This is a genomic window from Nocardioides ginkgobilobae, from assembly GCF_054781275.1.
Genome location: NZ_BAAGUS010000001.1, coordinates 166598 through 192125, shown reverse-complemented (window position 1 = coordinate 192125; position 25528 = coordinate 166598). Strand labels below are relative to the sequence as shown.

Sequence of the window (25528 nt, the reverse complement as noted above, 5' to 3'; positions counted from 1 at the left end):
GCCAGCCGGGAGAACCGGTTTCCGGATCACCCCCGCGGCGCCGTACGATCTCGGGCACAGGCGTCCGAGCCGTCATCAGCGGCGAGCCTCCGGAAGAACGGTCTCGACCAGCAGCACCCGAGGCTCACTAGAACCGGACGGGTAGGCCCGTCACAGCCGCAACGAAGAGGTGCCCGCGAGGGCGCAAGCAGGGTGGTACCGCGGTCCGCGAGGGTCGTCCCTGGGTGAGGCAGACCCCAGCAGACGACGAGCCCAGGAGCCAGCGATGACCTACCCGAAGGTCTCCCACACCGACGCCACGACCGTCGCGAGCAACCCGCGCTTCCCCGAGATCGAGGAGCGGGTGCTGGCCTACTGGGCCGCGGACGGGACGTTCCAGGCCTCCATCGACCAGCGCGACCCGGGCGAGCGCGGCGAGAACGAGTTCGTCTTCTACGACGGTCCGCCGTTCGCCAACGGACTGCCGCACTACGGCCACCTGCTGACCGGCTACGTCAAGGACCTCGTCCCGCGCTACCAGACGATGCGCGGCAAGCGGGTCGAGCGCCGCTTCGGCTGGGACACCCACGGCCTGCCCGCCGAGCTGGAGGCGATGCGCCTCAACGGCATCAAGACGACCGACGAGATCGTCGAGCTGGGCATCGAGAAGTTCAACGACGCCTGTCGCGAGTCGGTCATGAAGTACACCGGCGAGTGGCGCGACTACGTCACCCGCCAGGCGCGGTGGGTCGACTTCGACCACGACTACAAGACCATGAACCCCGACTACATGGAGTCGGTCATGTGGGCCTTCAAGTCCCTGTGGGACAAGGGCCTGGTCTACGAGGGCTTCCGCGTCCTGCCCTACTGCTGGAACGACGAGACCCCGCTGTCCAACCACGAGCTGCGGATGGACGACGACGTCTACAAGAACGTGCAGGACCCGGCGGTCACCGTCGGCCTGCGGATGCACGAGACCGGCGAGGACGAGGTCCTCGACGGCGCGCACCTGCTCGTGTGGACCACCACGCCCTGGACCCTGCCCAGCCACCTCGCGGTGATGGTCGGCTCGGAGATCGAGTACGTCGTCGTGGAGGGCCCGGTCCCAGGGGCTCGAGAGGGAAGCACGGCCAAGTACGTCGTCGCGGAGGCCCGCCTGGCGGCGTACAAGCGCGAGCTCTTCCCCGACGCCGACGAGCCGACCGTGCTCGGCCGCTACACCGGCGCCCAGCTCGTCGGGCGCACCTACGACCCGCCGTTCTCCTACTTCGCCGACCACGCGAGCGAGGAGCACGGCCGGGCGTTCCGGGTCGTCGCCGCCGACGACGCGGTGACCACCACCGACGGTGTCGGCCTCGTGCACACCGCCGGCGCGTTCGGTGAGGTCGACAAGGAGGTGACCGACCGCGAGGGCATCGAGGCGGTCATGCCGGTCGGCAAGGACGGCCGGTTCACGTTCCCGGTCACCGACTACGAGGGCCTGCGGGTCTTCGAGGCCAACCTGCAGATCATCGACCACCTCAAGTCCGCGACCCGCCTCCACGCTGGTCGAGGCGCGAGCGCTCCCGATGGTGGAGGTGCGAGTGCTCCCGATGGTCGCGGAGCGAGCCACGAGACCCCTGAGACCGGCTCGGTCACGCCCGGCACGATCCTGCTGCGCCGCGAGACCTACGACCACTCCTACCCGCACTGCTGGCGCTGCCGCGAGCCCCTGATCTACAAGGGCGTCTCGTCGTGGTTCGTCGAGGTCACCGCGATCAAGGAGCGGATGCTCGAGCTCAACCAGCAGATCAACTGGGTGCCCGGGCACATCCAGGACGGCCAGTTCGGTCGCTGGCTGGAGAACGCCCGCGACTGGTCGATCACCCGCAACCGCTTCTGGGGCAGCCCGGTGCCGGTGTGGAAGTCCGACGACGAGGCCTACCCGCGCGTCGACGTCTACGGCTCCTTCGAGGAGATCGAGCGCGACTTCGGCACGTTGCCGCGCAACGCCGCCGGCGAGCCGGACCTGCACCGGCCGTACGTCGACGACCTGGTGCGCCCGAACCCCGACGACCCGACCGGTCGCTCGATGATGCGCCGGGTCCCCGACGTGCTCGACGTGTGGTTCGACTCGGGCTCCATGTCGTACGCCCAGGTGCACTACCCGTTCGAGAACGCCGAGTGGTTCAGCGGTTCGGACACCAAGGACCCGCACTTCCCGGCCGACTTCATCGTGGAGTACATCGGCCAGACCCGCGGCTGGTTCTACACGCTGCACATCCTGGCCACCGCGCTCTTCGACAAGCCGGCCTTCGAGAACTGCATCAGCCACGGCATCGTGCTCGGCTCCGACGGCAACAAGATGTCGAAGTCGCTGCGCAACTACCCCGACGTGCGCGAGGTCTTCGACCGCGACGGCGCCGATGCCATGCGCTGGTTCCTCATGGCGAGCCCGATCCTGCGCGGCGGCAACCTCATCGTCACCGAGCAGGGCATCCGCGACTCGGTGCGCCAGGTGATGATCCCGCTGTGGAACAGCTGGTACTTCTTCCAGCTGTACGCCAACGCCGCCCGTGACGGCGCCGGCGTCGACGTCACGGCCTCGACCGGCTCGAGCGACCCGCTGGACCGCTACCTGCTGGCCAAGTGCCGCGACTACGTCGAGGCGATGACCGGGGCCCTGGACTCGTACGCCGTCGCCGACGCCTGCGAGCACACGCGCGGCTTCCTCGACGTGCTGACGAACTGGTACATCCGGCGCTCCCGCGACCGGTTCTGGTCCGAGGACGAGCAGGCCTTCGCCACGCTCTACACGGTGCTGGAGACCGTCTGCCGCACGACCGCCCCGCTCCTGCCGCTGACCACCGAGGAGATCTGGCGCGGCCTGACCGGCGGGCGCTCGGTGCACCTGGCGGACTGGCCGCTGGCCTCGTCGCTCCCGGCTGATGACGCCCTCGTCGCTGCCATGGACACCGTCCGCGAGGTCTGCTCGGCCACCTCGGCGCTGCGCAAGGCGCGGTCGCTGCGCAACCGGCTGCCGCTCTCGACGCTGACCGTCGTGGTGCCCTCGCCGGCCGACCTGGAGGGCTTCGAGTCGATCGTCGCCGACGAGGTGAACGTCAAGGCGGTCCGGCTGCTCGCGGCCGACGCGCCCGAGGCGGCGGCGTACGGCGTGGAGCAGAAGCTCACCGTCAACGCCCGCGCCGCGGGGCCGCGGCTGGGCAAGGACGTGCAGCAGGCGATCAGAGGCTCGAAGTCCGGGGACTGGTCGGTGGCCGAGGACGGCACCGTGACCGCGGGCGGGCTGGCGCTGGTCGAGGGGGAGTACACCCTCGAGACCGTCGCCGGTGCAGCCGACGAGTCGACCGCGGTCGGCGTGCTGCCCGGGGGCGGGTTCGTCGTCCTCGACACGACCGTCACCGACGAGCTGGCCGCGGAGGGTCTGGCCCGCGACCTGGTGCGCGCGGTCCAGCAGGCCCGCCGCGACGCGGGGCTCGAGGTCTCCGACCGGATCGCGCTGGTGATCGGGGGCGGCGACGCGGTCCGCGCTGCGGCCACCACGCACGAGCAGCTGGTCCGCGAGGAGACCCTCGCCTCGGCGTACGAGGTGGGGGATCCGGCACCTGGCGCGGCGCTCGTCGACCTGGGCGCGGGTGAGAAGGCCACACTCAGCGTCACGAGGGCCTGAGGTGGGACCGGTGCGGCTCGGCGCGCTGGTCGGGGTCTGCCTGGTCGGGGTCTCCCCCGTGGTGCTGAGCGCATGTTCGGGCGAGCAGGAGCCGAGGATCGCCCTGCCCACACTGTCGATCGCTCCCACGGCGACAGCGGGCACCCCACCCGCCGGACCCGGGCCCGGCGGCGAGGTGGAGACCTCCGGGTCCGGCGTCCCTCGGGCGGTGCTGGAGGACGTGGTCGACCGGGTCCGGGCGGCCGGATCGGTGCGGCTGGCGGTCGGCAATCTCAACCCGCCGCCGACCCAGTTCCTGGTCCAGGACTACGCGGCCCCCGACGGCGACCTCGAGCTCAGCGTCGAAGTGGTCGAGGGGGAACCGGTGTTCACCCTGCGTCGCGTCGACGGCGAGCCGTTCCTGGCTGTCGACGACGAGGGCTTCCGGCCGGTTCCGGAACCGTCCTCGAGCGATGAGGCGCTCGCGGCCCGCACCCTGCGTACCGACCCCGCGTCGGAGCTCGAGACGCTCGTCGGGGGTGCCATCGCGATCGAGACCGCTCCCGACCTGGTCGACGAGGTCGACGATGCCGCGGCGGCGTACCGGCTCCGCGTCGTCATCCCCGACCTCCCGTCCCCGGGCCTCGACGCGTTCGCTTCGGTGCCGTGGGTGGGCCTGCCCGAGCGTCTCCCGGTCACCCTGTGGGTCGGTGCCGACGGCCTGCCGCTGCGGCTCGAGGCGAGGTACGCCGACCCCCTCAACGGCATCGAGGGCACCGGCACCGCCCGGCTCGACTACTCCGCCTGGGGTGAGCCGGTCGAGCTCGAGGCTCCCTGACCGGATCAGTCCCCGAGCGGGGTGCGCCACCTCAGCCCGGGGAAGCGGGCGAATCCGCGGTCGGTGCTGACCCACGTCGCGCCGTGCTCGATGGCCAGCGCCGCGAGGTAGGCGTCGGGGACGAGGTTCCCTCGTGCTGCAGAGCCCCGGCACAGGTCCTCGAAGATCGACCAGTGGCGCGCGCCCGGTCGCACGCGCACCGCCGACGGTGAGTCCAGGACGGCCGAGCAGAAGGCGAGCGCGGTCTCGGTCGGTGTCGGCTCGCGGTAGATCCGGTGGTGGGTGACGATCCTGACGAAGGCCGACAGCGCCAGCTCGCTCACACCGAAAGGCTCATGAGCCTGGAGCGCGTCCTCGAGCCACGCCCGGTGCTCGTCGTGCCGAGGGCTCTCCGGCCGGTGGGCGTAGATGAACGCATTGACGTCAGCCAGCAGCACGGGCGTCGCGCTCCTCGTCCAGGAGCGCGGCCAGGGCGGCCTTGTCCTCGAGGTCGACGCCGGGGAGCAGGCCCGAACCGCCGTACGTCGGCAGGTCGACCCGCTCCTGCTCCTGAGCCGGTGCGTTCAACAACAGACGCAGGGCGTCGTCGACGACGTCACCCAACGAGCGACGGGTGGTGAGGGCGACCTGCCGCGCCTGCTCGAGCAGGTGGTCGTCGATGTTGACGGTCGTGCGCATGTGGACATCGTAGTGCGGAGCAGAAGCATCATGATGCTCGAGAACGGTGGTGTCCCTGAGCGTGCGGCCGGGCGCGCGCTGACGGACACGACTGCCAGCGCGCCGGGTCAGCCGATGAGCGCTGGGGGCTGCAGCCCGAGCCGGTCCGCCATCCGGTCCAGCGAGGCGATGACCTCGTCGGGGGCCTTGTCGGGGACGCCCCAGATCAGCTCGGAGACGCCCTGCTCGGCCCACCGCATGAGGTCGTCGGGGTTCGGCTTGAACGCGATGAGGACGCGGATGTCCGGCAGGCCCTCGCGCCCGGCCTCGGCCCACGCGGCCTTGAGGTTCTCGATCTGGCCCGAGATGTCCTGCTGGGTCGGGGTGGTCATCCAGCCGTCGGCGTTCTCGGAGATCCACCTGAAGGTCTTGGGGCCGCCGCCGGCGCCGATGATGAGCGGGATGTGGTGGGAGGGCTTGGGGTAGGCCCACGACGGGCCGAACTTCACGAACTCCCCGTCGTACGACGCCTCCTCCTGCGTCCACAGCGCGCGCATCGCCTCGACGTACTCCCGCAGCACCGTGCGGCGCTTCTCCGGCGGCACGTGGTGGTCGGTGAGCTCGTCGGTGTTCCAGCCGAAGCCCGCGCCGATCTCGACCCGGCCGTCGGAGAGGTGGTCGAGGGTGGCGATGGTCTTGGCGAGGGTGATCGGGTCGGACTCGACCGGCAGGGCGACCGCGGTGGACAGCTTGATCCGCGAGGTCCGCGCGGCGACCGTGGCCAGCGAGACCCACGGGTCGAGGGTGCGCAGGTAGCGGTCGTCGGGGAGCGTCTCGTCCTTGGTACCCGGGTGGGCCGCCGTCCGCTTGACCGGGATGTGGGTGTGCTCGGGCACGTAGAAGGTGTCGAACCCGCGCTCCTCCGCGGCGACCGCGAGGTCGGCGGGCCGGATGCCGCGGTCGGAGGTGAACAGGACGAGTCCGTTGCGCATGGGACGGACACTAGAACCTGTTCCAGTTCCAGGGGAAGGGGGTGGCACCCGTGATCCGGACAGGTGTCCAGTTCACCCCCGCGTCGGCGACGGCTGGTTGACTCGCCCCATGACCTCGCTCGACCTGCCCACCGGTCCGACCCTGGACCTGACGACCGACCCGGTCACGCTCACCCGGCACCTGGTCGACATCGAGTCCGTCAGCCACGACGAGGGCCGTATCGCCGACGCGGTCGAAGCGGCCCTGCGCACCCACGCACACCTCGAGGTGACCCGGCGCGGCCACACGATCGTCGCGCGCACCGACCTGGGTCGCGGCGAGCGCGTCGTCATCGCCGGCCACCTCGACACCGTCCCGCTCAACGACAACCTCCCCAGCCGCCTGGACGAGGAGGCCGGCATCCTCCACGGGCTCGGCACCTGCGACATGAAGGGCGGGGACGCCGTCCTGCTGCACCTCGCAGCGACCGTGACCGAGCCGGTGCGCGACGTGACCTACGTGCTCTACGAGGCCGAGGAGGTCGAGGAGCGCTACAACGGGCTCAAGCACCTCGCCGAGCGCGAGCCCGAGCTGCTCGCCGCCGACTTCGCGATCCTCATGGAGCCCTCCAACGCCGGCGTCGAGGCCGGCTGCCAGGGCACCCTGCGGGTCGAGGTCCGCACCCACGGCGAGCGCGCGCACTCCGCCCGCTCCTGGAAGGGCGTCAACGCGATCCACGGCGCCGCCGACGTGCTCGCGCGGCTGCAGGCCTACGAGGCCCGGCGCCCGGTCATCGACGGCCTGGAGTACCACGAGGGCCTCAACGCCGTGCGCATCCACGGCGGCGTCGCCGGCAACGTCGTGCCCGACGAGTGCGTCGTGGAGGTCAACTTCCGCTTCGCGCCCGACCGCTCCACCGACGAGGCGGTCGCCTTCGTCACCGAGTTCTTCGCGCCGTACGACGTCACGCTGACCGACCTCGCACCGGGAGCGCTCCCGGGGCTGGACCGGCCGGCTGCCGCGGCGTTCGTCGAGGCCGTCGGCGGGCAGGTGGCACCGAAGTTCGGCTGGACCGACGTCGCCCGGTTCACCGGGCTCGGCGTGCCGGCGGTCAACTACGGCCCGGGCGACCCGCTCTTCGCCCACAAGCAGGACGAGCACGTGAAGGTCTCCGACATCGAGACCTGCGCGACGACGCTGAGGAGGTGGCTGACCGATGGACGCTGACCACGGACCTGACCACGGCACCGGGCAGCAGCCCGACCAGGGCGCGTCCGCGCGCAGCCGCTACGAGGGGCCGGTGCGGTTCCGCCGCAGCCAGGTCCCCAGCACCACGACCGACCAGCGGCTGCTGGACTCCCGCGGCCCGCACGACTGGGTCCACACCGACCCCTGGCGCGTGATGCGGATCCAGTCGGAGTTCGTCGAGGGCTTCGGCCAGCTGGCCGAGCTCGGCGCGGCGGTCGCCGTGTTCGGGTCCGCCCGCACGAAGCCCGACGAGCCGTCGTACGCCCAGGCCGAGGAGCTGGGCCGCAAGCTGGTCGAGGCCGACTTCGCGGTCGTGACCGGCGGCGGGCCGGGCGCCATGGAGGCGGCCAACCGGGGCGCGTCGCGGGCCGGCGGCGTCAGCGTCGGGCTCGGCATCGAGCTGCCCTTCGAGGACGGCCTCAACGACTGGGTCGACCTCGGCATCAACTTCCGCTACTTCTTCGTCCGCAAGACGATGTTCGTCAAGTACGCCCAGGGGTTCGTGGTGCTGCCCGGCGGACTGGGGACTCTCGACGAGCTGTTCGAGGCGCTGACCCTGGTGCAGACGCGCAAGGTCACCGAGTTCCCCATCGTGCTCGTCGGCACCGACTACTGGCGCGGCCTCGTGGACTGGATGCGCGACACGCAGCTGGCCTCCGGCAAGATCTCGGCGGCCGACCTCGACATGATGGTCCTGACCGACGACGTGGACGAGGCGGTGCGGATCATGGTCGCCGCGCGAGAGGAGGACCAGCGCCGATGATGTGGTTCTTCGCGATCCTGGTCGTGCTGCTGCTGGGTGCGATCGCCGTCGTCGCCGCGGGCAAGGGGGCCCCGCTCGCCGAGGAGTACGACGACCGCCCCGACGCCCTCGTGCCGGCCGACCGACCGCTGACCAGCGAGGACCTGCGCCGGGTCCGGTTCTCGATCGCCTTCCGCGGCTACCGCATGAGCGAGGTCGACGCCCTGCTGGCGCGGCTCGCCGAGGAGCAGGACGGTCGTGGCGCCCGACACACCGAGTGAGGCACACTCACCCGCGTGTCGGTCAGCGTCGTCGTCTACGTCCTCACGTTCCTGGGCGCCGTCGTCGTCGCCCTGACCCGCCTGCGGCTGGGTCGCTCGGAGGAGGGCGGGGCCCGGCGCGTCGACGTTGGACCGACCTGGCTGCTGGCGCACACGGTCCTCGGCTCGCTCGCGGTGCTCGTGTGGCTGGTCTTCCTCATCGGCCCCGAGGACTCCGTGCCCGGTGACCCGCTCGTCGGCATCGTCGCGCTCGGCCTGTGGTGGGCGACGGCCATCGCCGGCCTGATGATCCTCGTGCGCTGGCTGCCCTCGAAGGGCCGGCACGCCGTCGAGGTCCCGGAGGATTCCTGGTCGAGCGGCCCGGGCCTGTCGCTGCTCGCACACCTCGGGATGGTCGTCGGCGTCGCGGTCTTCACCTGGGCCTACTGGACCGCAGCGGTCTGATGCCGCGGTCCCGCGCCGGTGCTCGGAGCCGGGTCGGGCTCGCCGTCCTCGTCGCCGCGCTCGCGGCGCCCGTCCTCGCGCTGGGGTCCCAGCAGGTCTCGGTCGCGACGCAGGTCCCTGCTGCCAGCGCCGCAGCCCGCGCCGAGCGCGACGCGGTCGTGCAGACGCTGGAGATCGGCGAGTCGGTGCGCGGCCGCCCGATCCTGGCGCACCGCCTCGGGGAGCCGGCCGACAACGGCGTACCCACGATCGTGCTCATCGGGGCCATGCACGGCAACGAGCAGCGCACCCGCCCGGCGCTGTGGTCGATCCTGGAGGGCCGGCCGGTCATCGGGGCGGAGCTCTGGGTCATCCCGACCTACAACCCCGACGGCATCGCCGCCGGCACGCGTCGCAACGCCCGCGGGGTCGACCTCAACCGCAACTTCCCCTACCGCTGGGCCCCGCTGGACGGCAACTACGAGTCCGGCCCCCGCCCGGCCTCCGAGCCCGAGACCCGCGCGGTGATGCGCTTCCTCGCACGGGTGCGGCCCGACCGCATCCTGAGCTTCCACCAGCCGCTGCACGGCGTGGACACCGACACCAAGGACCGCGCCTTCGCCGAACGGGTCGCGCGGATCCTGCGGCTGCCGCGCAAGACCTTCGACTGCGGCGGTGTCTGCCACGGCACGATGACCGGCTGGTTCAACGACCGGTACGCCGGGTCCGCCCTCACCGTGGAGCTCGGACCGGCGCCCGGGGAGGCGTACCTCCGCGACGTGCTCGCCCCCCGCATCCTGCGGGCGGTCGGGGTCGAGGAGGGTGCCTACGAGTGGGGGCCGATGCCCGAGCCCACCGAGGAGCCCGAGCCGACCGAGGACCCGACGCCCACGGCTGAGCCGACGGCGACCGGCGGGCCGACGCCGGGCGGCTGAGCCCCGGGCAGGCGTTCCGGGTTCGTCGGCCACCCGACGTACCCGGACGTCCGACGACGAAGGTCCGTCGTGGAGGTCCCGGGTCTGTCGGGTAGCCGACGGACCCCGCCGCCCGCCCGCGCCCCGCCGGCGGCTCAGCGCCCGTGGAACTCCGGCTTCTGCTTGGCCACGAACGCCGCGACGGCCGCGGCGTGGTCCTCGGTCGCGCCGGTGGCGTTCATCATCTGCCGCTCGAGCTCCAAGGAGTCCGCGACGCTGTGCCCGGCGGCGTACGAGACCGAGCGCCGCATGGCGCCGTACGCGCGCGTCGGACCGGCGGCCAGGCGCCGGGCCAGCTCGCCGGCCTCGGAGGCCAGCGCCTCGGCGGGCACCACGCGCGTGGCCAGGCCCAGCTCGAGCGCCTCGGCGGCGGGCACGGTGCGCGGGAAGTACAGCAGCTCCAGCGCCTTGGCCCGGCCCACCAGGATCTGCAGGTTGATGCTGGCGCCGGTGTCGCAGGAGAGCGCGACGTTGGAGAACGCGAGGTTGAAGCCCGCGCCCTCGGCGACGATGCGCATGTCGCACGCCATGGCCAGGCTGGCGCCCGCACCGGCGGCCACGCCGTTGACCGCCGCGATGACGGGCTTGTCCATCTCCATGAGCGTGGCGACGATCGGGTTGTAGTGCTTCTCGACGGTGGTGAAGAGCTGGTCGCTGCCGCCGGTCTCCAGCAGCCCGATGTGCTCCTTGAGGTCCTGGCCGGTGCAGAAGGCGCGCCCGGTGCCGGTCAGCACGACGCAGCGCACCTCGGGGTCCTCCGCGACGGTGCGGGTCACCTCGACGAGGATCTCCTTGGTCGCGATGTCGAGGCTGTTCATGGCCTCGGGGCGGTTGAGCGTGATGGTGGCGACGCCGTCGGCGAGGTCGAGCAGGACGGGGCCGGAGGTCAGCGGGCTGGTCATGCAGGGGAGTCTGCCGCATGCCCTGCGGGCGGTGGTGTCCACCGAGGGGGACCCTGTGCTGCCGATCACCCTCCCGGTGGGGGATACTGGTCCTCCACGCGTGGTCCGGGCTCGCTCGGAGCCACGCGTCCTGTGCCGTTCGGGCAAGACGACGAGGAAGAGGTGCGCGATGGCGGCGATGAAGCCGCGGACGGGCGACGGTCCGCTGGAGGTCACCAAGGAAGGGCGCGGCATCGTCATGCGGGTCCCCCTCGAGGGCGGCGGACGTCTCGTCGTCGAGCTGAACGCCGAGGAGGCCGGCGCCCTGGGCGACGCCCTCAAGGCCGTCGTCGGCTGATCGCCGCTTGATGGAGCCCTCGGCACCCGCACTGCCCACCCAGGTCACCCCGCCGGAGATCGCGCTCAGCGACGTCGGGCCCCACGCCGTACGCGGTGTGGAGGTCGTCGCCCTGCCCGTGCTGCCTGCGGGTCCCGAGGAGGGTGACGGGCCGGTCCTCGGACCGGGCGCCGAGGAGCTCGCCGAGCAGCTCGGCGTCGACCTGCTGGCCCTGCTGGAGGCCGAGAAGGCCACCGGCAAGGTCGGGGAGGTCGTGCGGCTGCCGGTCCCGCTGGGCTCGCCGGACGACGGCGACCTGCGCTGGGTGCTACTCGTCGGTGTCGGCGACCAGGGCACCGACGCGCTTCGGCGCGCCGGGGCGACCCTGGCGCGGGCCACCAAGGGGCGCGCGTCCGTGGCGACCTCGATCGCCGCGATCACCGACGACGCCGGGCTCGAGGCCTTCGTCGTCGGGGTGGTGCTGGGCTCCTTCTCCTTCTCCTGGCGCTCCCAGGAGCGGCCGGAGACGGTGCCGGTCAGCCAGGTCGTCCTCGCCGGCTGCGGCCCGGAGCGGCAGGCTGCCCTCTCGCGAGGGCTCGCGCTCGGTGGTGCCGGCTGGCAGGCGCGGCTGCTGGCGACCGTCCCGTCCAACCTCAAGAACCCCGTCTGGCTCGCCGAGCAGGCCCGCGAGGTCGCCGACCGGGCCGGCCTGAAGTACCAGGTCTGGGACGAGCAGCAGCTGGCCGCCGGCGGCTTCGGCGGCATCCTCGGCGTCGGCCAGGGCTCGGTGAACCCGCCGCGCCTGGTCCGCCTCGACTACACGCCGAGGAGGTCCTCGCGCCGGACCCCCACGATCGTGCTGGTCGGCAAGGGCATCACCTTCGACACCGGCGGTCTGTCGATCAAGCCCGGCGAGGCGATGTCGACGATGAAGCGCGACATGACGGGCGCCGGCGTGGTGCTCGCGACGATGGCCGCGCTCGAGTCGGTCGGCTGCCCGGTCAAGGTCGTCGGCCTGCTCGCCTGCGCCGAGAACTCCGTCTCCGGCCGCGCCATGCGCCCCGGCGACGTCATCCGCCACTTCGGCGGCCGCACCACCGAGGTCACCAACACCGACGCCGAGGGCCGCCTGGTCATGGCCGACGCCCTCGCGTACGCCGTCGCCGAGCTCGGCCCGGCCGCGCTCGTCGACGTCGCGACGTTGACCGGCGCCATCAAGGTGGCGCTCGGCCAGCGCACCGGCGGCTTCTTCGCCGACGACGAGGGCCTGGCCACCGCGATCGCCGCCGCCGGCACCGCCAGCGGCGAGCCGCTGTGGCGCTTCCCGCTGGCCTCGGTCTACGAGGAGAGAATCGCCTCGAAGGTCGCCGACGCCGACAACGCCGGAGGGGGCCCGGGCGCCATCACCGCAGCGCTCTTCCTGCAGCACTTCACCGGCGACGTCCCCTGGGCCCACCTCGACATCGCCTCCGTGGGGGACTCGCCCTCGGAGAGCTTCGAGTGGAGCACCGGCCCGTCCGGCTTCGGCGCCCGCGCCCTGCTGACCTGGCTCGGGTCCGAGGACCCGCTCGCCGGCGTCGGCGCGGGCCACCAGGGGTAGCGCCGTGCACGGGCTGTCGGTGCGCTGGTCGCTCTCCGGCGTACCCGACCGGGTCGCCGACGAGCTCGCCGCCTACGTCGAGTCCACCTCGCACGCCCGGTTCACCGGCATGGACGGGCTGCGGTTCAAGGTGTGGCGGATGCGCCGTGGCGAGTGGTTCGAGGGCACCTACCTCTTCACGAGCCCAGAGGCCCGGGCCGCCTTCGAGGAGGAGTTCCTGGCCGGGGTCGCCGAGGCCCCGGGCACCCGGATCGTCGGCGCCCCGCCGGTGCTCGTCGAGGCCTGGGAGCACGTCGCCACCGCCGAGGGCTGGGACGGGTTCGCGCCGACGGCTCGTGGGGAGCGCTGAGCCGGGGGTAGTCCGAATCATTTCTGATCCTGAGCTGGCGCTCGGCATCAGAAATGATTCGGAGTACCCCCGCCGCGGCACCTTTGTGACAGGTGGGACGACCAGCCCGGCCCCGAGCCTCAGTCGCTCTCGGGCGTCCAGACCTTCTTGGCGGCGAGCAGGCCGTCGCCGACGGGCAGCAGCACGCTGAGCAGGCCGTCGTGCTCGGCGACGGTGCGGCCGAGCTCGCGGATGGCGACGGTCTCCTCGTCGCGCTGGCTGGGGTCGGCGACGCGGTCGTGCCACAGCGCGTTGTCGAAGACCACGACGCCGCCGGGGCGCAGCAGCCGCCAGGCCTCGGCGAGGTAGGCGGCGTACTCGCGCTTGTCGCCGTCGCAGAAGACCAGGTCGTAGTGGCCGTCGGTCAGCCGCGGCAGCACGTCGAGCGCGGCGCCGGCGATGGTCCGGGCCCGCTGGGTGGCGATCCCGGCCTCGGCGTACCCCTCGCGCGCCAGGCGCTGGTGCTCGGCCTCGATGTCGACGGTGGTGAGCACGCCGTCGGCGCGCATGCCCCGCAGCAGCCACAGGCCCGAGACGCCGGTGCCGGTGCCGATCTCGACGACCGCACGGGCGTCGAGCACCGATGCCAGGAAGCGCAGGGCAGCGCCGCCGCCGGGGCTGATCGGCACCACGCCGACCTCCTCGGCGCGCGCACGGGCCGCGGCCAGGACGTCGTCCTCGGCCACGAACTCCTCGCTGTAGGTCCAGCTGGTGGCGTTGATCGGGGTGGTGATGACGGCCTCCTCAGGCGGGTGGTCGGGCGTCAACCTACCGCGGGGCCGGCCCACCCGGCCGCAGGCGCGAGCGTCGTACGCCGCCGGGCGCGGGCCCCGGAAGCGGACCGCGGGCGGGGCCGCGAGGCGGGAACACCGCCGCCCCCTCGTCCGTTGGACCCACAGACAGCCCGAGGAGTACTCACAGCCTCCTCTCAGCAGCAGTCCCTACCGTGAGGAGCCAGAGTGCGGGGCAGGTACTGGTCGAGGGGGACCCAGGTGGACGACAACACCGGCGCGACGGGCCAGGACCTGTCGTGGGAGCGGATCGTCGAGCAGCACTCCGACCGCGTCTACCGCCTGGCCTACCGCCTCACCGGTGACCGCCACGACGCCGAGGACCTGACCCAGGAGGTCTTCGTGCGGGTCTTCCGCTCGCTGGACTCCTACACGCCCGGCACCTTCGAGGGCTGGCTGCACCGCATCACCACCAACCTCTTCCTCGACCAGGCGCGCCGCAAGCAGCGGATCCGCTTCGACGCCCTCTCCGACGAGCGTGCCGACCGGCTCACCAGCGCCGCACCCGCACCCGAGGTCGCCTACACCGACCAGCACTTCGACGACGACGTCGAGGCCGCGCTGGCCACCCTCCCGCCGGACTTCCGCGCCGCGGTCGTCCTGTGCGACGTCGAGGGACTGTCCTACGAGGAGATCGCCACCATCCTCGACACCAAGCTCGGCACCGTCCGCTCCCGGATCAGCCGCGGCCGCGCGATGCTGCGCCAGGCGCTGGCGCACCGCGCGCCCACCGACGGCCGCGAGCGGTACGCCGGGCCCGCGATGCCCCAGGAGGTCACCCACCCGTGATCGGTCACCTCGGCGCCCGCGCCAGCGCCCTGCTCGACGGACAGCTGCCGCCCGCGGAGGCCGAGCGGCTGTGGGCGCACGTCCACGGCTGCCACCTGTGCCGCGACCTCGTCGAGCGCGAGGGCTGGGTCAAGACCCGGCTCTCCGGGCTCGCTGCCCGTGAGGGCACCCGCGCCCCCGACCACCTCAAGGGCGCGCTCCTCGGCGCCTGCTCGATGCCTCCCGCCCGCACCCCCGCCGACGGCGCGACGCCGTACGGACCGGTGCCGGGCCTGCCGCCGGTCGTGCGGACCGGCTCGGCGGGCTCCGCCACGGCCCCTCGCCCGCGACGCACGGCGGTCCTCGCCGGCGTCGGCGGCGCCGCCGGGATGGCCGTCCTCGGCGTGCTCGCCCTGGGCACCGCGCCGGCCGACGCACCCACGGTCGACCGCCGCGCCCCGGTGGCCGACCTCGACCGGGTCACCCCGCAGCCGGGGGAGGGCAGCTCGGTCCTGCTGCCGGTCGGCCGCGGCATCCGGCCCTGACGACGTACGCCGCCGACCCGGCGCTCACCGCTGGTGGAGCCGGGTCCGGGTCCACCCTCGCGCCCGACGCCGCGGTCGCGGCACCCCACCGCGGGGTGGTTGGCCGGTCGGGGATGATGGGGCAGTGAGCGAGCAGGACCGGACCGAGCCGTCGCAGCCCCCCGAGCAGCAGCCGGAGCGGGCGCCCCAGGCGCGGGCCGAGCAGCCAGCACCGCAGCAGACCCCGCCGACGCGGGGTGGGCAGCCGACCGCCCAGCAGCCCCGGACCGAGCAGGTCCAGACTGCGCAGGCCCAGGCTGCGCAGGCCCAGGGCTCGCAGCCGCCGGCGGACTGGACGTCGCGGACCCAGCCGCTCCCCGGCGTACCCGCCCAGGCCCCGGGCCCCTGGGGCCAGCCCTACGGCCAGCAGCCCCAGCCGTACCCGCAGCAGCACTCCCAGCCCGGCGCCCACGCCGCGCGCAGCGACGTCCCGACCGCCCGCGTGGGCGGCTGGGTGTGGCCCGTGGTCGCGATGCTCGCGCTCGTCGTCGGCGTCATCGGCGGGGTCGTCGGCGCCGCCGGCTTCCGGATCCTCGACGAGGCCTCCGAGGAGCCTGGGCTGGTCAGCACCGGCCTCGACGGCGTGGAGACCCGCGAGGACGCGCCGCTCACGGCCGCGGACGGCACGATCGCCAACGTCGCCGACGCGCTGCTGCCCAGCACCGTCCAGATCATCGCCGAGTTCGGCGGTGACGAGTCGGGGGCCACCGGGTCCGGCTTCGTGCTCGACCGCCAGGGCCACGTCGTCACCAACAGCCACGTCGTCGCCGACGCCGACGAGGACGGCGGCCGCATCCAGGTCGTCGACCAGGAGGGCAACCGCTACGACGCCGAGGTCGTGGGGCGCAGCGCCGTCTACGACCTCGCGGTGCTCATCGCCCCCGAGATGGCCGGGGAGTTCGAGCCGAGCGCGCTCGGCGCCTCGACCCGGCTGCGCGTCGGCGAGACCGTCGTGGCCATCGGCTCCCCGCTGGGCCTGTCCTCCACGGTGACAGCGGGCATCGTCTCCGCGCTCGACCGCCCGGTCACCACCGGTGACCCCGAGTCGACCTCCTACATCAACGCGGTCCAGACCGATGCCGCGATCAACCCCGGCAACTCCGGTGGCCCGCTGGTCAACCTGCTGGGCGAGGTCGTGGGGGTCAACTCCGCCATCGCCACCACGGGCGGCTTCGGCCGCGATGCCGGCAACATCGGCGTCGGGTTCGCGATCCCGGTCGAGCAGGTCCGCATCACCGCCGACCAGATCCTGCGCACGGGCAAGGCCCAGTACCCCGTCATCGGCGCCCAGGTCCGCACCGGGAACGGCGACGGCGACGGGGCGGAGATCCAGGAGGTCACCGCCGGCAGCGCCGCCGAGGAGGCCGGCCTCCAGGACGGCGACGTGGTCACCGAGGTCGAGGGCGTGCGGGTCACCGACGGCATCGCGCTCATCGTCGCCATCCGCACCTACCAGCCGGGGGAGCGGGTCGACTTCACCGTCCGCCGGGACGGCCAGGAGCGGGTCGTCAGCATCGAGCTGCGCGGCCAGGTGGGCTGAAGCTCCCTGGGCCGCGGGCCGGCCTGGGTCGAGGTGTGGGTCGAGGCCTGGTGACGCGGCCCAGCGCGTCAGGGGGCCTCGACTCGGGCCTCGGCTCGGGCCTCGACCCGGGCCTCAACCCCGGGCCTCGACCCCACCCGACCGACGTCGATCCCCGGCCGGTGCCGGGCGACGAGGCGGCGGGCAGCGCTCAGTCCGCGACCGGCTGCTCCCGGTCGGCGTCCTCGTAGGGGTGCTCGTCGACGAAGGTCCGGGTCTGGGCGTACATCTGCTCGATGAACTCCTCCAGCCGGGCCGCCTCGACCCGCCACTGGCCGCGCCCGCCGATCTTGATCGCCGGCAGCTCGCCGCGCCGCACCAGGGCGTAGACCTGCGCGCTGCTGGTGTTGAGCACCTCGGCCACGTCGGCGAGGGTGAGGAAGCGGGGCGTGGCGGCCATGGCCCCATGGTGTCACCTCGGACGGGCGTCGCGGCGCAGCCCCGGTGAGCCTGTGGAGAGGCAGGTGAGGCGGGGCGGGGAACGGGGAAGGATGCGCGCCGTGGCCATCGATCTCGGGACCTCCCACAGCGCTGGGTCAGGGGCGCCGCCCCGCCCGCTGACACCGCCCGCCGCGACCCGCAGCCGCTCGCCGGGCTGGCGCGACCCCCGCCTGTGGGTGGGTGTCGTCGTGGTGGCCGGGTCGGTGCTGCTCGGTGCGCGCGTGGTCGGGGCGGCCGACGACACGGTCACCGTGTGGGCGGCCGCCGAGGAGCTCGCGCCGGGCGCCACGCTCGCCGCCGACGACCTCGTCGCGGTGCGGGTCCGGTTCGCCGACGAGGCCGACCTGGCGGCGTACCTCCCGACGGATGAGGAGCTGCCCGCCGACGCGACCCTCACCCGTGGCGTCGGGGCCGGCGAGCTGGTCCCGACCGCGGCCCTGGGCGACGCGGAGGACACCGGGCTGCTGCAGCTGCCGATCGCCGTCGAGCCCGAGCAGCTGGCCGGCGCGGTCTCCTCCGGCACCCGGGTCAACGTCTACCTCGTGGCCCGCGGCGGCTCCGACCGCGGGTACGACTCCGGGGAGCCGGTCCTCGAGGACGTCGCGGTGCTCGACGCCACCCTCGCCGACGAGGGGTACGCCGCCAGCGGGCTGCGCCGGCTGGTGCTGGCGGTCCCCGAGGAGGACGCGAGCCGCTTCTACGGGCTGCTCGGCAGCCTCAGCGACCCCCTCGTGTCGGTCGCGGCCCGCGGATGAGCGTCACCGTCGTCCTGGTCGCCGGCGGCGGGGCCGCCTGGGAGGCCCGGGCGCTGGAGGTGCTCGGGTCCCGCAGCGGCGTGGTCGTGCTCAAGCGGTGCGTGGACGTCGACGACCTGCTGGCCGCCTCGGCCTCGGGGCAGGCCGACGTCGCGGTCGTCGGTCTCGACGCGCACGGCCTCGACCAGGGCGCCGTCGACCTCGTCCGCCGCCACGGGGTCCGCCCGGTCGTGGTGGTGCCGCGCGGCACCCCGTCCGAGGCCGCACGGGCGCGGGCCGTGCGGATCGGCGTGCGGACCCTCGTCGCCGAGGAGCAGGTCGACTCCCTGGGCCAGGCGGTCACGCGGCCCGAGGAGGGACTGTCCGGCGCCACCTCGGTGCGCGAGGGGGCCGGTCACCCCGAGCAGGTGTGGGGCGACGTCCTCCACGAGGATCCCGTCGAGACCGCCGCGGTGCCCGGCGACCACGGACCCGGCCAGGTCGTGGCGGTCTGGGGCCCGGCCGGCGCGCCCGGTCGGAGCACGGTCGCCACGACGCTGGCCGCCACCCTGGCTGCCCGGCGCCGGCGCACGGTCCTGGTCGACGTCGACCCCTGGGGCGGGTCGGTCGCCCAGCAGCTCGGTGTCCTCGACGAGGTCTCCGGGCTCCTGGCCGCCGCCCGGCTGGCGTCCGGGGGAGTCCTGGCCGAGCGGTTCCCGACCGTCCTGCGCAGCCTCGGCCAGCACCTCGAGCTGCTCACCGGCCTGCCGCGCGCGGACCGGTGGCCCGAGGTGCGCGACGGGGTGGTGGAGGAGGTGCTCGGCCTGGCCCGGCAGCGTGGCCACGTCGTCGTCGACACCGGGGCGCCGCTGGAGCGCGACCCCGCGGTCGACCTCGCGGGCCGACCGGGCCGCAACGGCACCACCCTGGCGGCCCTCGCCGAGGCGGACGAGGTCGTGGTGGTCGGCACCGCCGACCCGGTCGGCCTGTCCCGCCTGGCCCGCGGGCTGGTGGAGCTCGCCGAGGAGACCGGCGGGCGCCCCGTGCACCTGGCGGTCAACCGCATGCGGGGCTCGCTGGGGTGGTCGGCCGGCGACGTGGAGCAGATGGTCCGCGGCTTCGCCGAGATCGCGTCGACGACCTTCCTGCCCGAGGACCAGGCCGCCACCGACCGGGCCCTGGTCGCCGGGCGCTCCGTGGTCGAGGTCGGGGACGGGCCGCTCGCCGAGGCGGTCGGCAGGCTGGCCGACACCGTGCTCGGCGCGGACGCAGCCGACGCGACCGCGGGCGCCCCTCGGCGGACCCGCCGGACCGGAGGGACGCAGGTCAGGCTGCGAAGAGCAGGTACAACCCGCCGGCGGTGAAGAGGACCATCGCCACGAGCATGCCGAGCTGGCCGGTCAGGTGGTGCTTGGGCGGCAGCAGCCGCACGGCCCGGTCGTGGGCGGCGACGACGCCGACCACGTGGCCGAGCACGACCGCGAGCACCTTGATGTTGGCCAGCAGGGTCGGGTGGTAGGAGAGCCAGTAGTTGACCGACCAGTCACCCGTGCCGAGGTAGTCCGCGCCCGTGGTCAGCGGGTCGCTGGCCTTGATCAGGGTGTCCTGGCCGACCTCGAACCAGTACGACAGGTAGTGGGCCACGATGTAGCCCAGGACGATCGGCACCACCGAGTGGGCGAAGGCGGCCGGCAGGGCGCGGCGCGACTCTCCCGCGTGCACCCCGGTGAGCATCGAGCCGACCGCGAGCACGATGCCCACGCCGACGCAGAAGACCACCAGCGCCAGGTTGTCCGCGACCAGGCCCAGGTCGTTCTCGGTGATGAGGGAGTTGGTCTGGACGAAGCGCACCCAGCGCGCGGAGTCCTTGAAGGAGTCGAAGGCGGTGCTGCCGAAGAGCACGGCCACGACCGCCACCAGCCCGGGGGCGGGGACGATCGTGTTGAGGTTGGCCAGCGGGGACATCACCAGCAGTCGCCCGTCGCGCACGTTCCACGGCGAGAGCTTCCCGATGAGCGTGGAGTAGGCCTCGAACGGGTCGGCCTTCTCGTAGAACTCGTTGCCGAACAGCGCGCCGCCCAGCAGCATCACCGCGACGTACGCCGCGCACCACAGGCGCACCGTCCCGAGCTCGGTGGAGTAGGGGTAGACCAGCTCCAGCCACACGAACGCGAACAGCCCGAGCGCGGCGGGCCAGTAGCCCAGCCACGTGGGGTAGCGCAGGATCCCCTCGTCGGGGTCGGAGCCGGAGATCTTCGCGAACGCCAGGTTGATCGTGCGGACCGGGCTGATCGCCTTCCACACCGGACCGAGCAGGGCCGAGGCGAAGACCAGGCCGACCCACAGCCAGACGTAGAACATCCCGAAGAACGGGTTGGTCAGCAGGTCCTCGCCGAAGACGGCCGCGAAGGCGGCGTACAGGAAGACGACCATGCCCAGGACGCGCATGGCCACGGCCCAGCCGGTCGAGAGGACCAGCGAGTCGAGCCAGGCGGGCGCCGGGCGTCCGTCCGTGGCGGCGTCGTAGCGCGGCCGGCGCCACGCGAAGGCCAGGACGGTGAAGGAGATCGTCAGCGCCGCGACCGCACCGGCGATCGCCAGCTCGGGGGAGATCGGCAGGTCCTTGGCGCCGCCGATGCCGTGCATCGGCAGCAGGCCCGGCACCAGCGCCGTGGCGTAGGAGGAGAGCCCGGACAGTGCGCTGGGCCCGGCCTGCAGCAGGGTCATGCTCAGGAGACCTGGAGCTGCACGAGGATCGCGTCGAGGTCGTGGGACTCCACCTCGACGACGCCCGGCTGGTCGACGACCATCGTCAGCTCGGTCTCGCCGACGCCGTACTCCAGCGTCAGCTCCTCGGTGGTGTGCGCGTGCAGCTCGCCGGGCTCGTCGGCGGTCACGCGGAAGACGATCTGCTGGCCGACCTCGGCCATCACGCGCTCGCCCAGCGGCGAGGCGGTGCCGTTCTCGAAGGTCATGTCGACCACGACCGCACCCTCGTAGGGGTCCTCGGTCTGCTCGCCGGCCGGCTCGCTCGGAGCCTGCGAGGGAGTGGCCTCGACGGTCGCCGAGGTCTCGGCGGCGGGCGGCTCGTCGACGGCGCTGCTGTCGTCCTCGGCGCCGCAGGCACCGAGGGCCAGCACGAGGCCGGCGACGAGGGGCAGGACACGCACGGTGGAGCGGGACATGTCTGACAGAATCTCACGCAGACCTGAGAGCGACCTGACCGGGCAGGCGCTCCATGGGCCGACGAAAGGGACACCGATGAGCGAGCGGCTGCGGCCGCGGGACCTCGCCTTCCTGGCCGAGGAGACGCCGTCGACCCCCATGCACAACGCGACGGTCGAGATCTTCGACCCGGGCGACTCCGGCTTCGACTACGACCGGCTCGTGGAGCTGATCGAGGACCGGATCTCCTTCGTCCCGCGCTACCGCCAGCGGATCCAGCGGGTGCCGGGCCGGCTGGCGAACCCGGTCTGGGTCGACGACCCGCACTTCGACCTCGGCTACCACGTACGCCGCTCCGCGCTGCCCCGCCCGGGCAGCCTCGAGCAGCTGCAGGAGCTGGTCGCCCGGATCGTCTCGCGCCCCCTCGACCGCTCCAAGCCGCTATGGGAGGTCTACTTCGTCGAGGGCCTGGCGGACGGCCGGGTCGCGATGCTGTCGAAGTCCCACCAGGCGCTCGTCGACGGGGTCGCCACCGTCGACCTCGGCCAGGTGCTGCTCGACGTCGGTAAGGAGCCCAAGAGCCTCGGGGGCGACGTCTGGGCGCCGCGGCGTCCGCCCTCGCCGGGCACGCTGGCCGTCGGCGCGCTGCGCGACTCCCTGCGCGACCCCCAGGTGGCCGCCGACACCGTCCGCACCCGGGCCACCAGCCTGCTGCGGGTCGCCGACGCCGCCGCCGAGACGACCGGTCGCGTCGTGGGAGGCCTGACCGGGCGCCGCTCGGTCCGCGAGGGGCCGCTGGTCGGCACCCACGGGCAGCAGCGCCGCGTCATCTCCGTCTTCACCGACCTCGCCGACCACCGCGCGATCCGCGACGTCCACGGCGGCACCGTCAACGACGTCATCCTCGCCACCATCACCGGTGGCCTGCGCGGCTGGCTCATGACCCGCCACGAGTCGCTCGGCGGGCTGCGCCGGGTCCGCGCGGTCGTGCCGGTCTCGGTCATCGACTCCGAGCTCGAGGCCACCTCCCTGGGCAGCCAGATCGCCGCCCACTTCGTCGACCTGCCGATCGGGGAGCCCAGCCCCGTCGTGCGGCTGCACCAGGTCTCCTACTCCTTCAAGGTGCACAAGGAGACCGGCCGCGGCGTCGCCGCCAACCGGCTCGCCGGCATCGCCGGCTTCGCGCCCGCCACCTTCCACGCGATCGGGTCGCGGGTCGCCGCGGCCGAGGTGGGTCGCGGGATGCAGCTCAGCGTCACCAACGTCCCCGGTCCCCAGTCCCCGCTCTACGCCGCGGGCGCGCGGATGGAGGCGACCTTCCCGGTCCTGCCGCTGCCGCCGCACCACCTGCTGGCGATCGGCGTGACGTCGTACGACGGGGGCGTGGCCTACGGCATCACCGCCGACCGCGACGCCGTGCCGGACGCCGACGTGCTGGGGCAGTGCCTCACCGAGGCGCTCGCCGAGCTGCTCGACACCGCCAGCGGCAGCCGGCCCCGCGTCCCACGGGGTCGCCGCAAGCCCGCCGCTCGCAAGGGTGCCGCCGCGTCGAAGACCACGTCCAAGACCCCTTCGAAGGCCACGTCCAAGACCGCCTCCAAGACCCCGGGCACCCGCTCGACCGGTGGCTCGGGTCGCGCCACCAGCGGGAGGAAGCCGTGACCGTGCGCGCCTACGTCCCCGCGACCTTCGACCTGCTGGCCCGCTTCCACGAGGACGGCGAGGTCCCGACCGCCGGCGCCGTGGAGGCCGCCGACGAGTCCGAGGAGGCGGAGTACGCCGCGCTCCTCGAGGCCGCCGAGGCCTCCCACGCCATGAGCGGGGGCGCGCGCCGGGTCGTGGTCGTCGCGCTGGTCCCGCACATCGGGGCCGTGGCCGCGATGCGTGAGGTCGCCGCGGTCCACGTCGACACCGAGGAGGGCGCCGAGCCCGACGACGACCTCGCGTGGTTCGCCACCCAGGAGATCCCGCACCTCCTGGGCTGAGCCCTCCCACCCGGTCGCCCGGGTGGGACGGGATGAGTACCCGTGCTCTACCCGGCAGGCGCCGCACTCTCGGAGGATCCACCCATGACTGCCAGCGACATCCCCTGCCCTGCGTGCGACGAGCCGGTCCCGCCCGGCGCCCCCGCCTGCCCCGCGTGCGGCATCCGGCTGGTCGGCCAGGACGCCGCGCGGCTGTGGGAGGTCAACCAGCAGATCGCGGTGCTCAGTCGCGAGGCTGAGTCGCTGCTGGCCTCGATGCGTGTGCCCGCGCCGGTGCCGCACGTGCCCGCCCACCCCGTGCCGGGGATGCCCGGCGGCGCAGCGCACCCGGGTGCGTGGCAGCCGACGGCGTACCCCGTCGCGCCGCAGGCGTACCCCGTCGCCCCGCACCGCTCCGCCGGCCAGCAGCTGCTGCTCGGTTTCGGTGCGCTGCTGCTGCTCTCGGCGGTCTCGGTCTTCGCGCTGGTGGCGTGGAGCCTCATCGGCATCGCGGGCCAGGCCTTCATCCTGACCTGCGTCACGGTCGGCGCCGCCGTGTCCTCCCGCGCGGCCTCGACGCACCGTCTGCCCGCGGCGGCGCACACGGCGGCGGTCATCGCGGTCGGGGTGTCGGCGCTGATGGCCCTCGGGGCGTGGTCGCTCGGTCTCGCCGGCGCCGACCAGCTCACCTTCACCGCGTTCGTCGCGGTCGCCGGACCGGTGCTGGCGCTGGTGTGGCTCGGCTACGACGCGCTCAGCGCGCGGGTCTGGTCGGTGACGGGGGCAACCTCGGTCTACCTGCCCTCGGCCGTGCTCGCGCTCGGTGCCGCCGGTGCCGCGGCGGTGGACGCCGCCGCCCCGGGCGACGTGCTGCGCGGCGTCGGGCTGCTCGCGGTCGCGGGTGCACTGGTCACCCTGGCCGCCGTCGTACGCCGGGTGCTGGACGCCCGCCGTGGCCGGCTCCCCAGCGTGACGGGCCTGGTGCTCGCGCTGGTGGTCGCCGCGGGCGCCGTGCTGCTGCTGCTCGCCACGACCTACGACCTCGACCGGGGCCTGGTCGACCGCTACGGGGCCGCCCTCGCCCTGCTGGTGCTCGGCGGGGTCCTGCTCACCGTGCCGGTCCGGGTCCTCACCGGGACGTCGGTGCCGGTCGGGTCCGCTCCAGCGGCGCCCGCCCCCGCCACTGCCCCCGGTCGGGTCACGGCCGCCTCCGCCTCCCGCCTGGCCGGAGCCGCCCTCGGCGTGCTGGCCGCGGGGAGCGTCCTGCTCGACGTGCCCGACCTCGGCTGGGCGGCGCTGTCGGTCGTGTCCTCGGTGGTGCTGGTCGTCCTGGCCCTGCGGTCCGCGCCGACGGTCCTGGTGTGGTCCGCCGGCCTGCTCGCGCCCGGGGCGGCCGCCGTCGTGGTGTCCACCGTGGAGGGAGGTGCGCGGACCCTGGCCGACCTCCTGCGCGGGGACGTCGTGGAGCCGTGGGTGCCCGTCGCGCTCGAGATCGCGCTCCCGGCGCTGTGGGCCGCGGCCTGTGCGGTCCACCTCGTGCGTGCGCTCTCCGCGTCCCGGCCGGTCACCGGTGCGGCCCCCGCAGAGCCGACGGCTGCTGCTGCGGGCGTCGTCCTCGGCGGCAACGTCGCCCAGCTGCTCGGCGTCGTCCACGGCACCTGGGAGTGGACCGTCCCGATCGGGCTCGCCTGGACGGTCGCGGCGCTCGTCCTGGCCCGCGCCGCGTCGGTGCGCAGCGCCCCGGACCGGCAGCCGGACCGGCAATCGGACCGGCAGCCGGACCGGCAATCGGACCGGCAGCCGGACCGGCAGCCGGCCCGGCCGCCGGTTTGGCAGCCGGTGCACGCCGCGGCGCTGCTGGCCGCGGGCTACGTCCTCGTCCCGCTGCTGCAGCTGCTCGTCGAGGGCGTCGACGGGAGGGTCCAGGCGGCCGGCTGGTGGGTCGTCGCGGCGGCCGCCGCGTGGTACGCCTCCGCCCCCGGGCGGCTCGAGGCCGGGTACGTCGCCGCGGCGCTGGTCTCCGTCGGCAACGGACTGCTGGTCCAGGAGCTGGGAGGCGGCCAGGTCGAGCTGTACACGCTCCCCGCCGCAGCAGCCTTCGCGGCCCTGGGTGTCGCGCAGCACCGGGCGGCACGGGCCGCCTACCCCGACACGCACCCGAGCACGATGCTGACCTCGGCGCCCGCCCTGACGCTGGCGGTCGTGCCCTCGCTGCTCGTCGCGGTCACCGGTGACGACGTGCTGCGGCTGCTGCTCGTCGTCCTCGCGGGGATGGCCCTGCTCGTCCTCGGTGTCGCCCGTGCCCTGCGGGCGCCGGTGCTGCTGGGTTCGCTCACGCTCGGGATCGTGGCGCTGGTGCAGGGCAGTCCCTTCCTGGCCTACGTCCCGGCCTGGGTGCTGCTCGCCTCCGCCGGGGCCGCCCTCCTGACGATCGGCGTGCTGTGGGAGTCGGCGGTCGCTCGGGGTCGGCAGCTGGGTCGCTGGGTGCACGGGCTGCACTGACGTCGGGGCGCGAGCCGCCGGCCCCGAGGCC

26 protein-coding genes are annotated in these 25528 nt (G+C 73.8%); 18 read left to right on the top strand and 8 right to left on the bottom strand.

The genetic code is table 11. The annotated features are described in order from the left end of the window. Window positions 1-265: 265 nt before the first annotated feature. Together ileS and ACYVID_RS00985 are read left to right on the top strand one after the other, a co-directional pair. On the top strand, window positions 266-3649 hold the full coding sequence (gene ileS / locus ACYVID_RS00990) for an isoleucine--tRNA ligase (RefSeq protein WP_460733555.1): 3384 nt from the start codon (window positions 266-268) through the stop codon (window positions 3647-3649). 10 nt (window positions 3650-3659) lie between these two features. Beyond that, window positions 3660-4466 carry a hypothetical protein gene (locus ACYVID_RS00985; protein ID WP_460733553.1) on the top strand — a complete coding sequence of 269 codons (807 nt, stop codon included), beginning with the start codon at window positions 3660-3662 and terminating at the stop codon, window positions 4464-4466. A gap of 5 nt (window positions 4467-4471) precedes the next feature. Here ACYVID_RS00985 and ACYVID_RS00980 read toward each other — a convergent pair whose 3' ends face one another. From ACYVID_RS00980 to ACYVID_RS00970, 3 genes are all read right to left on the bottom strand, one after another. Next, window positions 4472-4903: a TA system VapC family ribonuclease toxin gene (locus ACYVID_RS00980; protein WP_460733551.1), complete on the bottom strand. Its 432-nt coding sequence runs from the start codon at window positions 4901-4903 to the stop codon at window positions 4472-4474. Then, window positions 4890-5144: a type II toxin-antitoxin system VapB family antitoxin gene (locus ACYVID_RS00975; protein ID WP_460733549.1), complete on the bottom strand. Its 255-nt coding sequence runs from the start codon at window positions 5142-5144 to the stop codon at window positions 4890-4892. The genes ACYVID_RS00980 and ACYVID_RS00975 overlap by 14 nt, the downstream gene beginning before the upstream one ends. A 107-nt stretch (window positions 5145-5251) precedes the next feature. Continuing rightward, entirely contained in the window at window positions 5252-6115 is an 864-nt protein-coding gene (locus ACYVID_RS00970; RefSeq protein ID WP_460733547.1) for an LLM class F420-dependent oxidoreductase, read from the bottom strand. A 109-nt stretch (window positions 6116-6224) separates the two neighbouring features. Between ACYVID_RS00970 and dapE the strand changes: the two genes are divergently transcribed. The 5 genes from dapE to ACYVID_RS00945 are packed head-to-tail and all read left to right on the top strand — an operon-like array spanning window position 6225 to window position 9724. Then, entirely contained in the window at window positions 6225-7322 is a 1098-nt protein-coding gene (gene dapE / locus ACYVID_RS00965; RefSeq protein WP_460733545.1) for a succinyl-diaminopimelate desuccinylase, read from the top strand. Further along, entirely contained in the window at window positions 7312-8106 is a 795-nt protein-coding gene (locus tag ACYVID_RS00960; RefSeq protein ID WP_460733543.1) for an LOG family protein, read from the top strand. The genes dapE and ACYVID_RS00960 overlap by 11 nt, the downstream gene beginning before the upstream one ends. Then, window positions 8103-8366, top strand: coding sequence for a DivIVA domain-containing protein (locus ACYVID_RS00955; protein WP_460733541.1), 264 nt, complete (start codon window positions 8103-8105; stop codon window positions 8364-8366). The genes ACYVID_RS00960 and ACYVID_RS00955 overlap by 4 nt, the downstream gene beginning before the upstream one ends. A 15-nt stretch (window positions 8367-8381) precedes the next feature. Further along, window positions 8382-8810 carry a hypothetical protein gene (locus ACYVID_RS00950; protein ID WP_460733539.1) on the top strand — a complete coding sequence of 143 codons (429 nt, stop codon included), beginning with the start codon at window positions 8382-8384 and terminating at the stop codon, window positions 8808-8810. Further along, window positions 8810-9724 (top strand): M14 family zinc carboxypeptidase, encoded by a 915-nt coding sequence (locus ACYVID_RS00945; RefSeq protein WP_460733537.1) that lies wholly within the window; start codon window positions 8810-8812, stop codon window positions 9722-9724. Before ACYVID_RS00950 ends, ACYVID_RS00945 begins: the two co-directional genes overlap by 1 nt. A gap of 134 nt (window positions 9725-9858) precedes the next feature. Here the strand turns inward: ACYVID_RS00945 and ACYVID_RS00940 are convergent, their stop codons facing one another. Then, a complete protein-coding gene (locus ACYVID_RS00940) occupies window positions 9859-10665 on the bottom strand; it encodes an enoyl-CoA hydratase/isomerase family protein (protein ID WP_460733535.1) in 807 nt (268 codons plus the stop codon). Window positions 10666-10834: 169 nt separating this feature from the next. On the opposite strand from ACYVID_RS00940, the gene ACYVID_RS00935 reads away from it, so the two are divergent. Genes ACYVID_RS00935 through ACYVID_RS00925 form a run of 3 tightly spaced genes read left to right on the top strand, consistent with a single transcriptional unit; the run spans window position 10835 to window position 12930 of the window. Next, window positions 10835-11002 (top strand): DUF3117 domain-containing protein, encoded by a 168-nt coding sequence (locus ACYVID_RS00935; protein ID WP_166191440.1) that lies wholly within the window; start codon window positions 10835-10837, stop codon window positions 11000-11002. A gap of 10 nt (window positions 11003-11012) precedes the next feature. Beyond that, the gene (locus ACYVID_RS00930; RefSeq protein ID WP_460733533.1) at window positions 11013-12581 is read left to right on the top strand and encodes a leucyl aminopeptidase; all 1569 of its coding nucleotides are present in this window, start codon (window positions 11013-11015) and stop codon (window positions 12579-12581) included. A 4-nt stretch (window positions 12582-12585) separates the two neighbouring features. Beyond that, a complete protein-coding gene (locus ACYVID_RS00925; protein ID WP_460733531.1) occupies window positions 12586-12930 on the top strand; it encodes a hypothetical protein in 345 nt (114 codons plus the stop codon). Between the two features lie 119 nt (window positions 12931-13049). Here ACYVID_RS00925 and ACYVID_RS00920 read toward each other — a convergent pair whose 3' ends face one another. After that, a complete protein-coding gene (locus ACYVID_RS00920; protein WP_460733529.1) occupies window positions 13050-13736 on the bottom strand; it encodes an O-methyltransferase in 687 nt (228 codons plus the stop codon). A 225-nt stretch (window positions 13737-13961) separates the two neighbouring features. Here ACYVID_RS00920 and sigE point away from each other — a divergent pair, with 225 nt between their 5' ends. The 3 genes from sigE to ACYVID_RS00905 all read left to right on the top strand — a co-directional run bounded on the left by sigE (window position 13962) and on the right by ACYVID_RS00905 (window position 16652). Continuing rightward, complete coding sequence (gene sigE / locus ACYVID_RS00915; protein WP_460733527.1) at window positions 13962-14549, top strand: RNA polymerase sigma factor SigE; 588 nt, start codon at window positions 13962-13964, stop codon at window positions 14547-14549. After that, complete coding sequence (locus tag ACYVID_RS00910) at window positions 14546-15073, top strand: anti-sigma factor (protein ID WP_460733525.1); 528 nt, start codon at window positions 14546-14548, stop codon at window positions 15071-15073. The genes sigE and ACYVID_RS00910 overlap by 4 nt, the downstream gene beginning before the upstream one ends. Before the next feature lie 124 nt (window positions 15074-15197). Then, entirely contained in the window at window positions 15198-16652 is a 1455-nt protein-coding gene (locus tag ACYVID_RS00905; RefSeq protein WP_460733523.1) for a S1C family serine protease, read from the top strand. A gap of 190 nt (window positions 16653-16842) precedes the next feature. Here the strand turns inward: ACYVID_RS00905 and ACYVID_RS00900 are convergent, their stop codons facing one another. After that, complete coding sequence (locus tag ACYVID_RS00900; RefSeq protein ID WP_300641218.1) at window positions 16843-17091, bottom strand: helix-turn-helix domain-containing protein; 249 nt, start codon at window positions 17089-17091, stop codon at window positions 16843-16845. A gap of 100 nt (window positions 17092-17191) precedes the next feature. Between ACYVID_RS00900 and ACYVID_RS00895 the strand changes: the two genes are divergently transcribed. Both ACYVID_RS00895 and ACYVID_RS00890 read left to right on the top strand, forming a co-directional pair. Beyond that, window positions 17192-17887, top strand: a complete 696-nt coding sequence (locus ACYVID_RS00895; protein ID WP_460733521.1) for a CpaB family protein — start codon at window positions 17192-17194, stop codon at window positions 17885-17887. Further along, a complete protein-coding gene (locus ACYVID_RS00890) occupies window positions 17884-19230 on the top strand; it encodes an AAA family ATPase (protein WP_460733519.1) in 1347 nt (448 codons plus the stop codon). The genes ACYVID_RS00895 and ACYVID_RS00890 overlap by 4 nt, the downstream gene beginning before the upstream one ends. Here ACYVID_RS00890 and ACYVID_RS00885 read toward each other — a convergent pair. Beyond that, the gene (locus ACYVID_RS00885; protein ID WP_460733517.1) at window positions 19193-20593 is read right to left on the bottom strand and encodes a hypothetical protein; all 1401 of its coding nucleotides are present in this window, start codon (window positions 20591-20593) and stop codon (window positions 19193-19195) included. The genes ACYVID_RS00890 and ACYVID_RS00885 overlap by 38 nt on opposite strands. A 2-nt stretch (window positions 20594-20595) precedes the next feature. Further along, window positions 20596-21051 carry a hypothetical protein gene (locus tag ACYVID_RS00880; RefSeq protein WP_460733515.1) on the bottom strand — a complete coding sequence of 152 codons (456 nt, stop codon included), beginning with the start codon at window positions 21049-21051 and terminating at the stop codon, window positions 20596-20598. A 76-nt stretch (window positions 21052-21127) separates the two neighbouring features. On the opposite strand from ACYVID_RS00880, the gene ACYVID_RS00875 reads away from it, so the two are divergent. The 3 genes from ACYVID_RS00875 to ACYVID_RS00865 all read left to right on the top strand — a co-directional run bounded on the left by ACYVID_RS00875 (window position 21128) and on the right by ACYVID_RS00865 (window position 25497). Continuing rightward, complete coding sequence (locus ACYVID_RS00875; protein ID WP_460733513.1) at window positions 21128-22693, top strand: WS/DGAT/MGAT family O-acyltransferase; 1566 nt, start codon at window positions 21128-21130, stop codon at window positions 22691-22693. Next, the gene (locus ACYVID_RS00870) at window positions 22690-23016 is read left to right on the top strand and encodes a DUF6912 family protein (protein ID WP_460733511.1); all 327 of its coding nucleotides are present in this window, start codon (window positions 22690-22692) and stop codon (window positions 23014-23016) included. Before ACYVID_RS00875 ends, ACYVID_RS00870 begins: the two co-directional genes overlap by 4 nt. 84 nt (window positions 23017-23100) lie before the next feature. Beyond that, window positions 23101-25497, top strand: a complete 2397-nt coding sequence (locus tag ACYVID_RS00865; protein ID WP_460733509.1) for a zinc ribbon domain-containing protein — start codon at window positions 23101-23103, stop codon at window positions 25495-25497. Window positions 25498-25528: the final 31 nt, after the last annotated feature.

Coding starts and splice junctions, on each gene's coding strand:
- ileS (WP_460733555.1), top strand. CDS start 266: ATGACCTACCCGAAGGTCTCCCACACCGACGCCACGACCGTCGCGAGC.
- ACYVID_RS00975 (WP_460733549.1), bottom strand. CDS start 5,144: ATGCGCACGACCGTCAACATCGACGACCACCTGCTCGAGCAGGCGCGG.
- ACYVID_RS00970 (WP_460733547.1), bottom strand. CDS start 6,115: ATGCGCAACGGACTCGTCCTGTTCACCTCCGACCGCGGCATCCGGCCC.
- dapE (WP_460733545.1), top strand. CDS start 6,225: ATGACCTCGCTCGACCTGCCCACCGGTCCGACCCTGGACCTGACGACC.
- ACYVID_RS00960 (WP_460733543.1), top strand. CDS start 7,312: ATGGACGCTGACCACGGACCTGACCACGGCACCGGGCAGCAGCCCGAC.
- ACYVID_RS00955 (WP_460733541.1), top strand. CDS start 8,103: ATGATGTGGTTCTTCGCGATCCTGGTCGTGCTGCTGCTGGGTGCGATC.
- ACYVID_RS00945 (WP_460733537.1), top strand. CDS start 8,810: ATGCCGCGGTCCCGCGCCGGTGCTCGGAGCCGGGTCGGGCTCGCCGTC.
- ACYVID_RS00940 (WP_460733535.1), bottom strand. CDS start 10,665: ATGACCAGCCCGCTGACCTCCGGCCCCGTCCTGCTCGACCTCGCCGAC.
- ACYVID_RS00935 (WP_166191440.1), top strand. CDS start 10,835: ATGGCGGCGATGAAGCCGCGGACGGGCGACGGTCCGCTGGAGGTCACC.
- ACYVID_RS00930 (WP_460733533.1), top strand. CDS start 11,013: ATGGAGCCCTCGGCACCCGCACTGCCCACCCAGGTCACCCCGCCGGAG.
- ACYVID_RS00900 (WP_300641218.1), bottom strand. CDS start 17,091: ATGGCCGCCACGCCCCGCTTCCTCACCCTCGCCGACGTGGCCGAGGTG.
- ACYVID_RS00890 (WP_460733519.1), top strand. CDS start 17,884: ATGAGCGTCACCGTCGTCCTGGTCGCCGGCGGCGGGGCCGCCTGGGAG.
- ACYVID_RS00885 (WP_460733517.1), bottom strand. CDS start 20,593: ATGACCCTGCTGCAGGCCGGGCCCAGCGCACTGTCCGGGCTCTCCTCC.
- ACYVID_RS00880 (WP_460733515.1), bottom strand. CDS start 21,051: ATGTCCCGCTCCACCGTGCGTGTCCTGCCCCTCGTCGCCGGCCTCGTG.
- ACYVID_RS00875 (WP_460733513.1), top strand. CDS start 21,128: ATGAGCGAGCGGCTGCGGCCGCGGGACCTCGCCTTCCTGGCCGAGGAG.
- ACYVID_RS00865 (WP_460733509.1), top strand. CDS start 23,101: ATGACTGCCAGCGACATCCCCTGCCCTGCGTGCGACGAGCCGGTCCCG.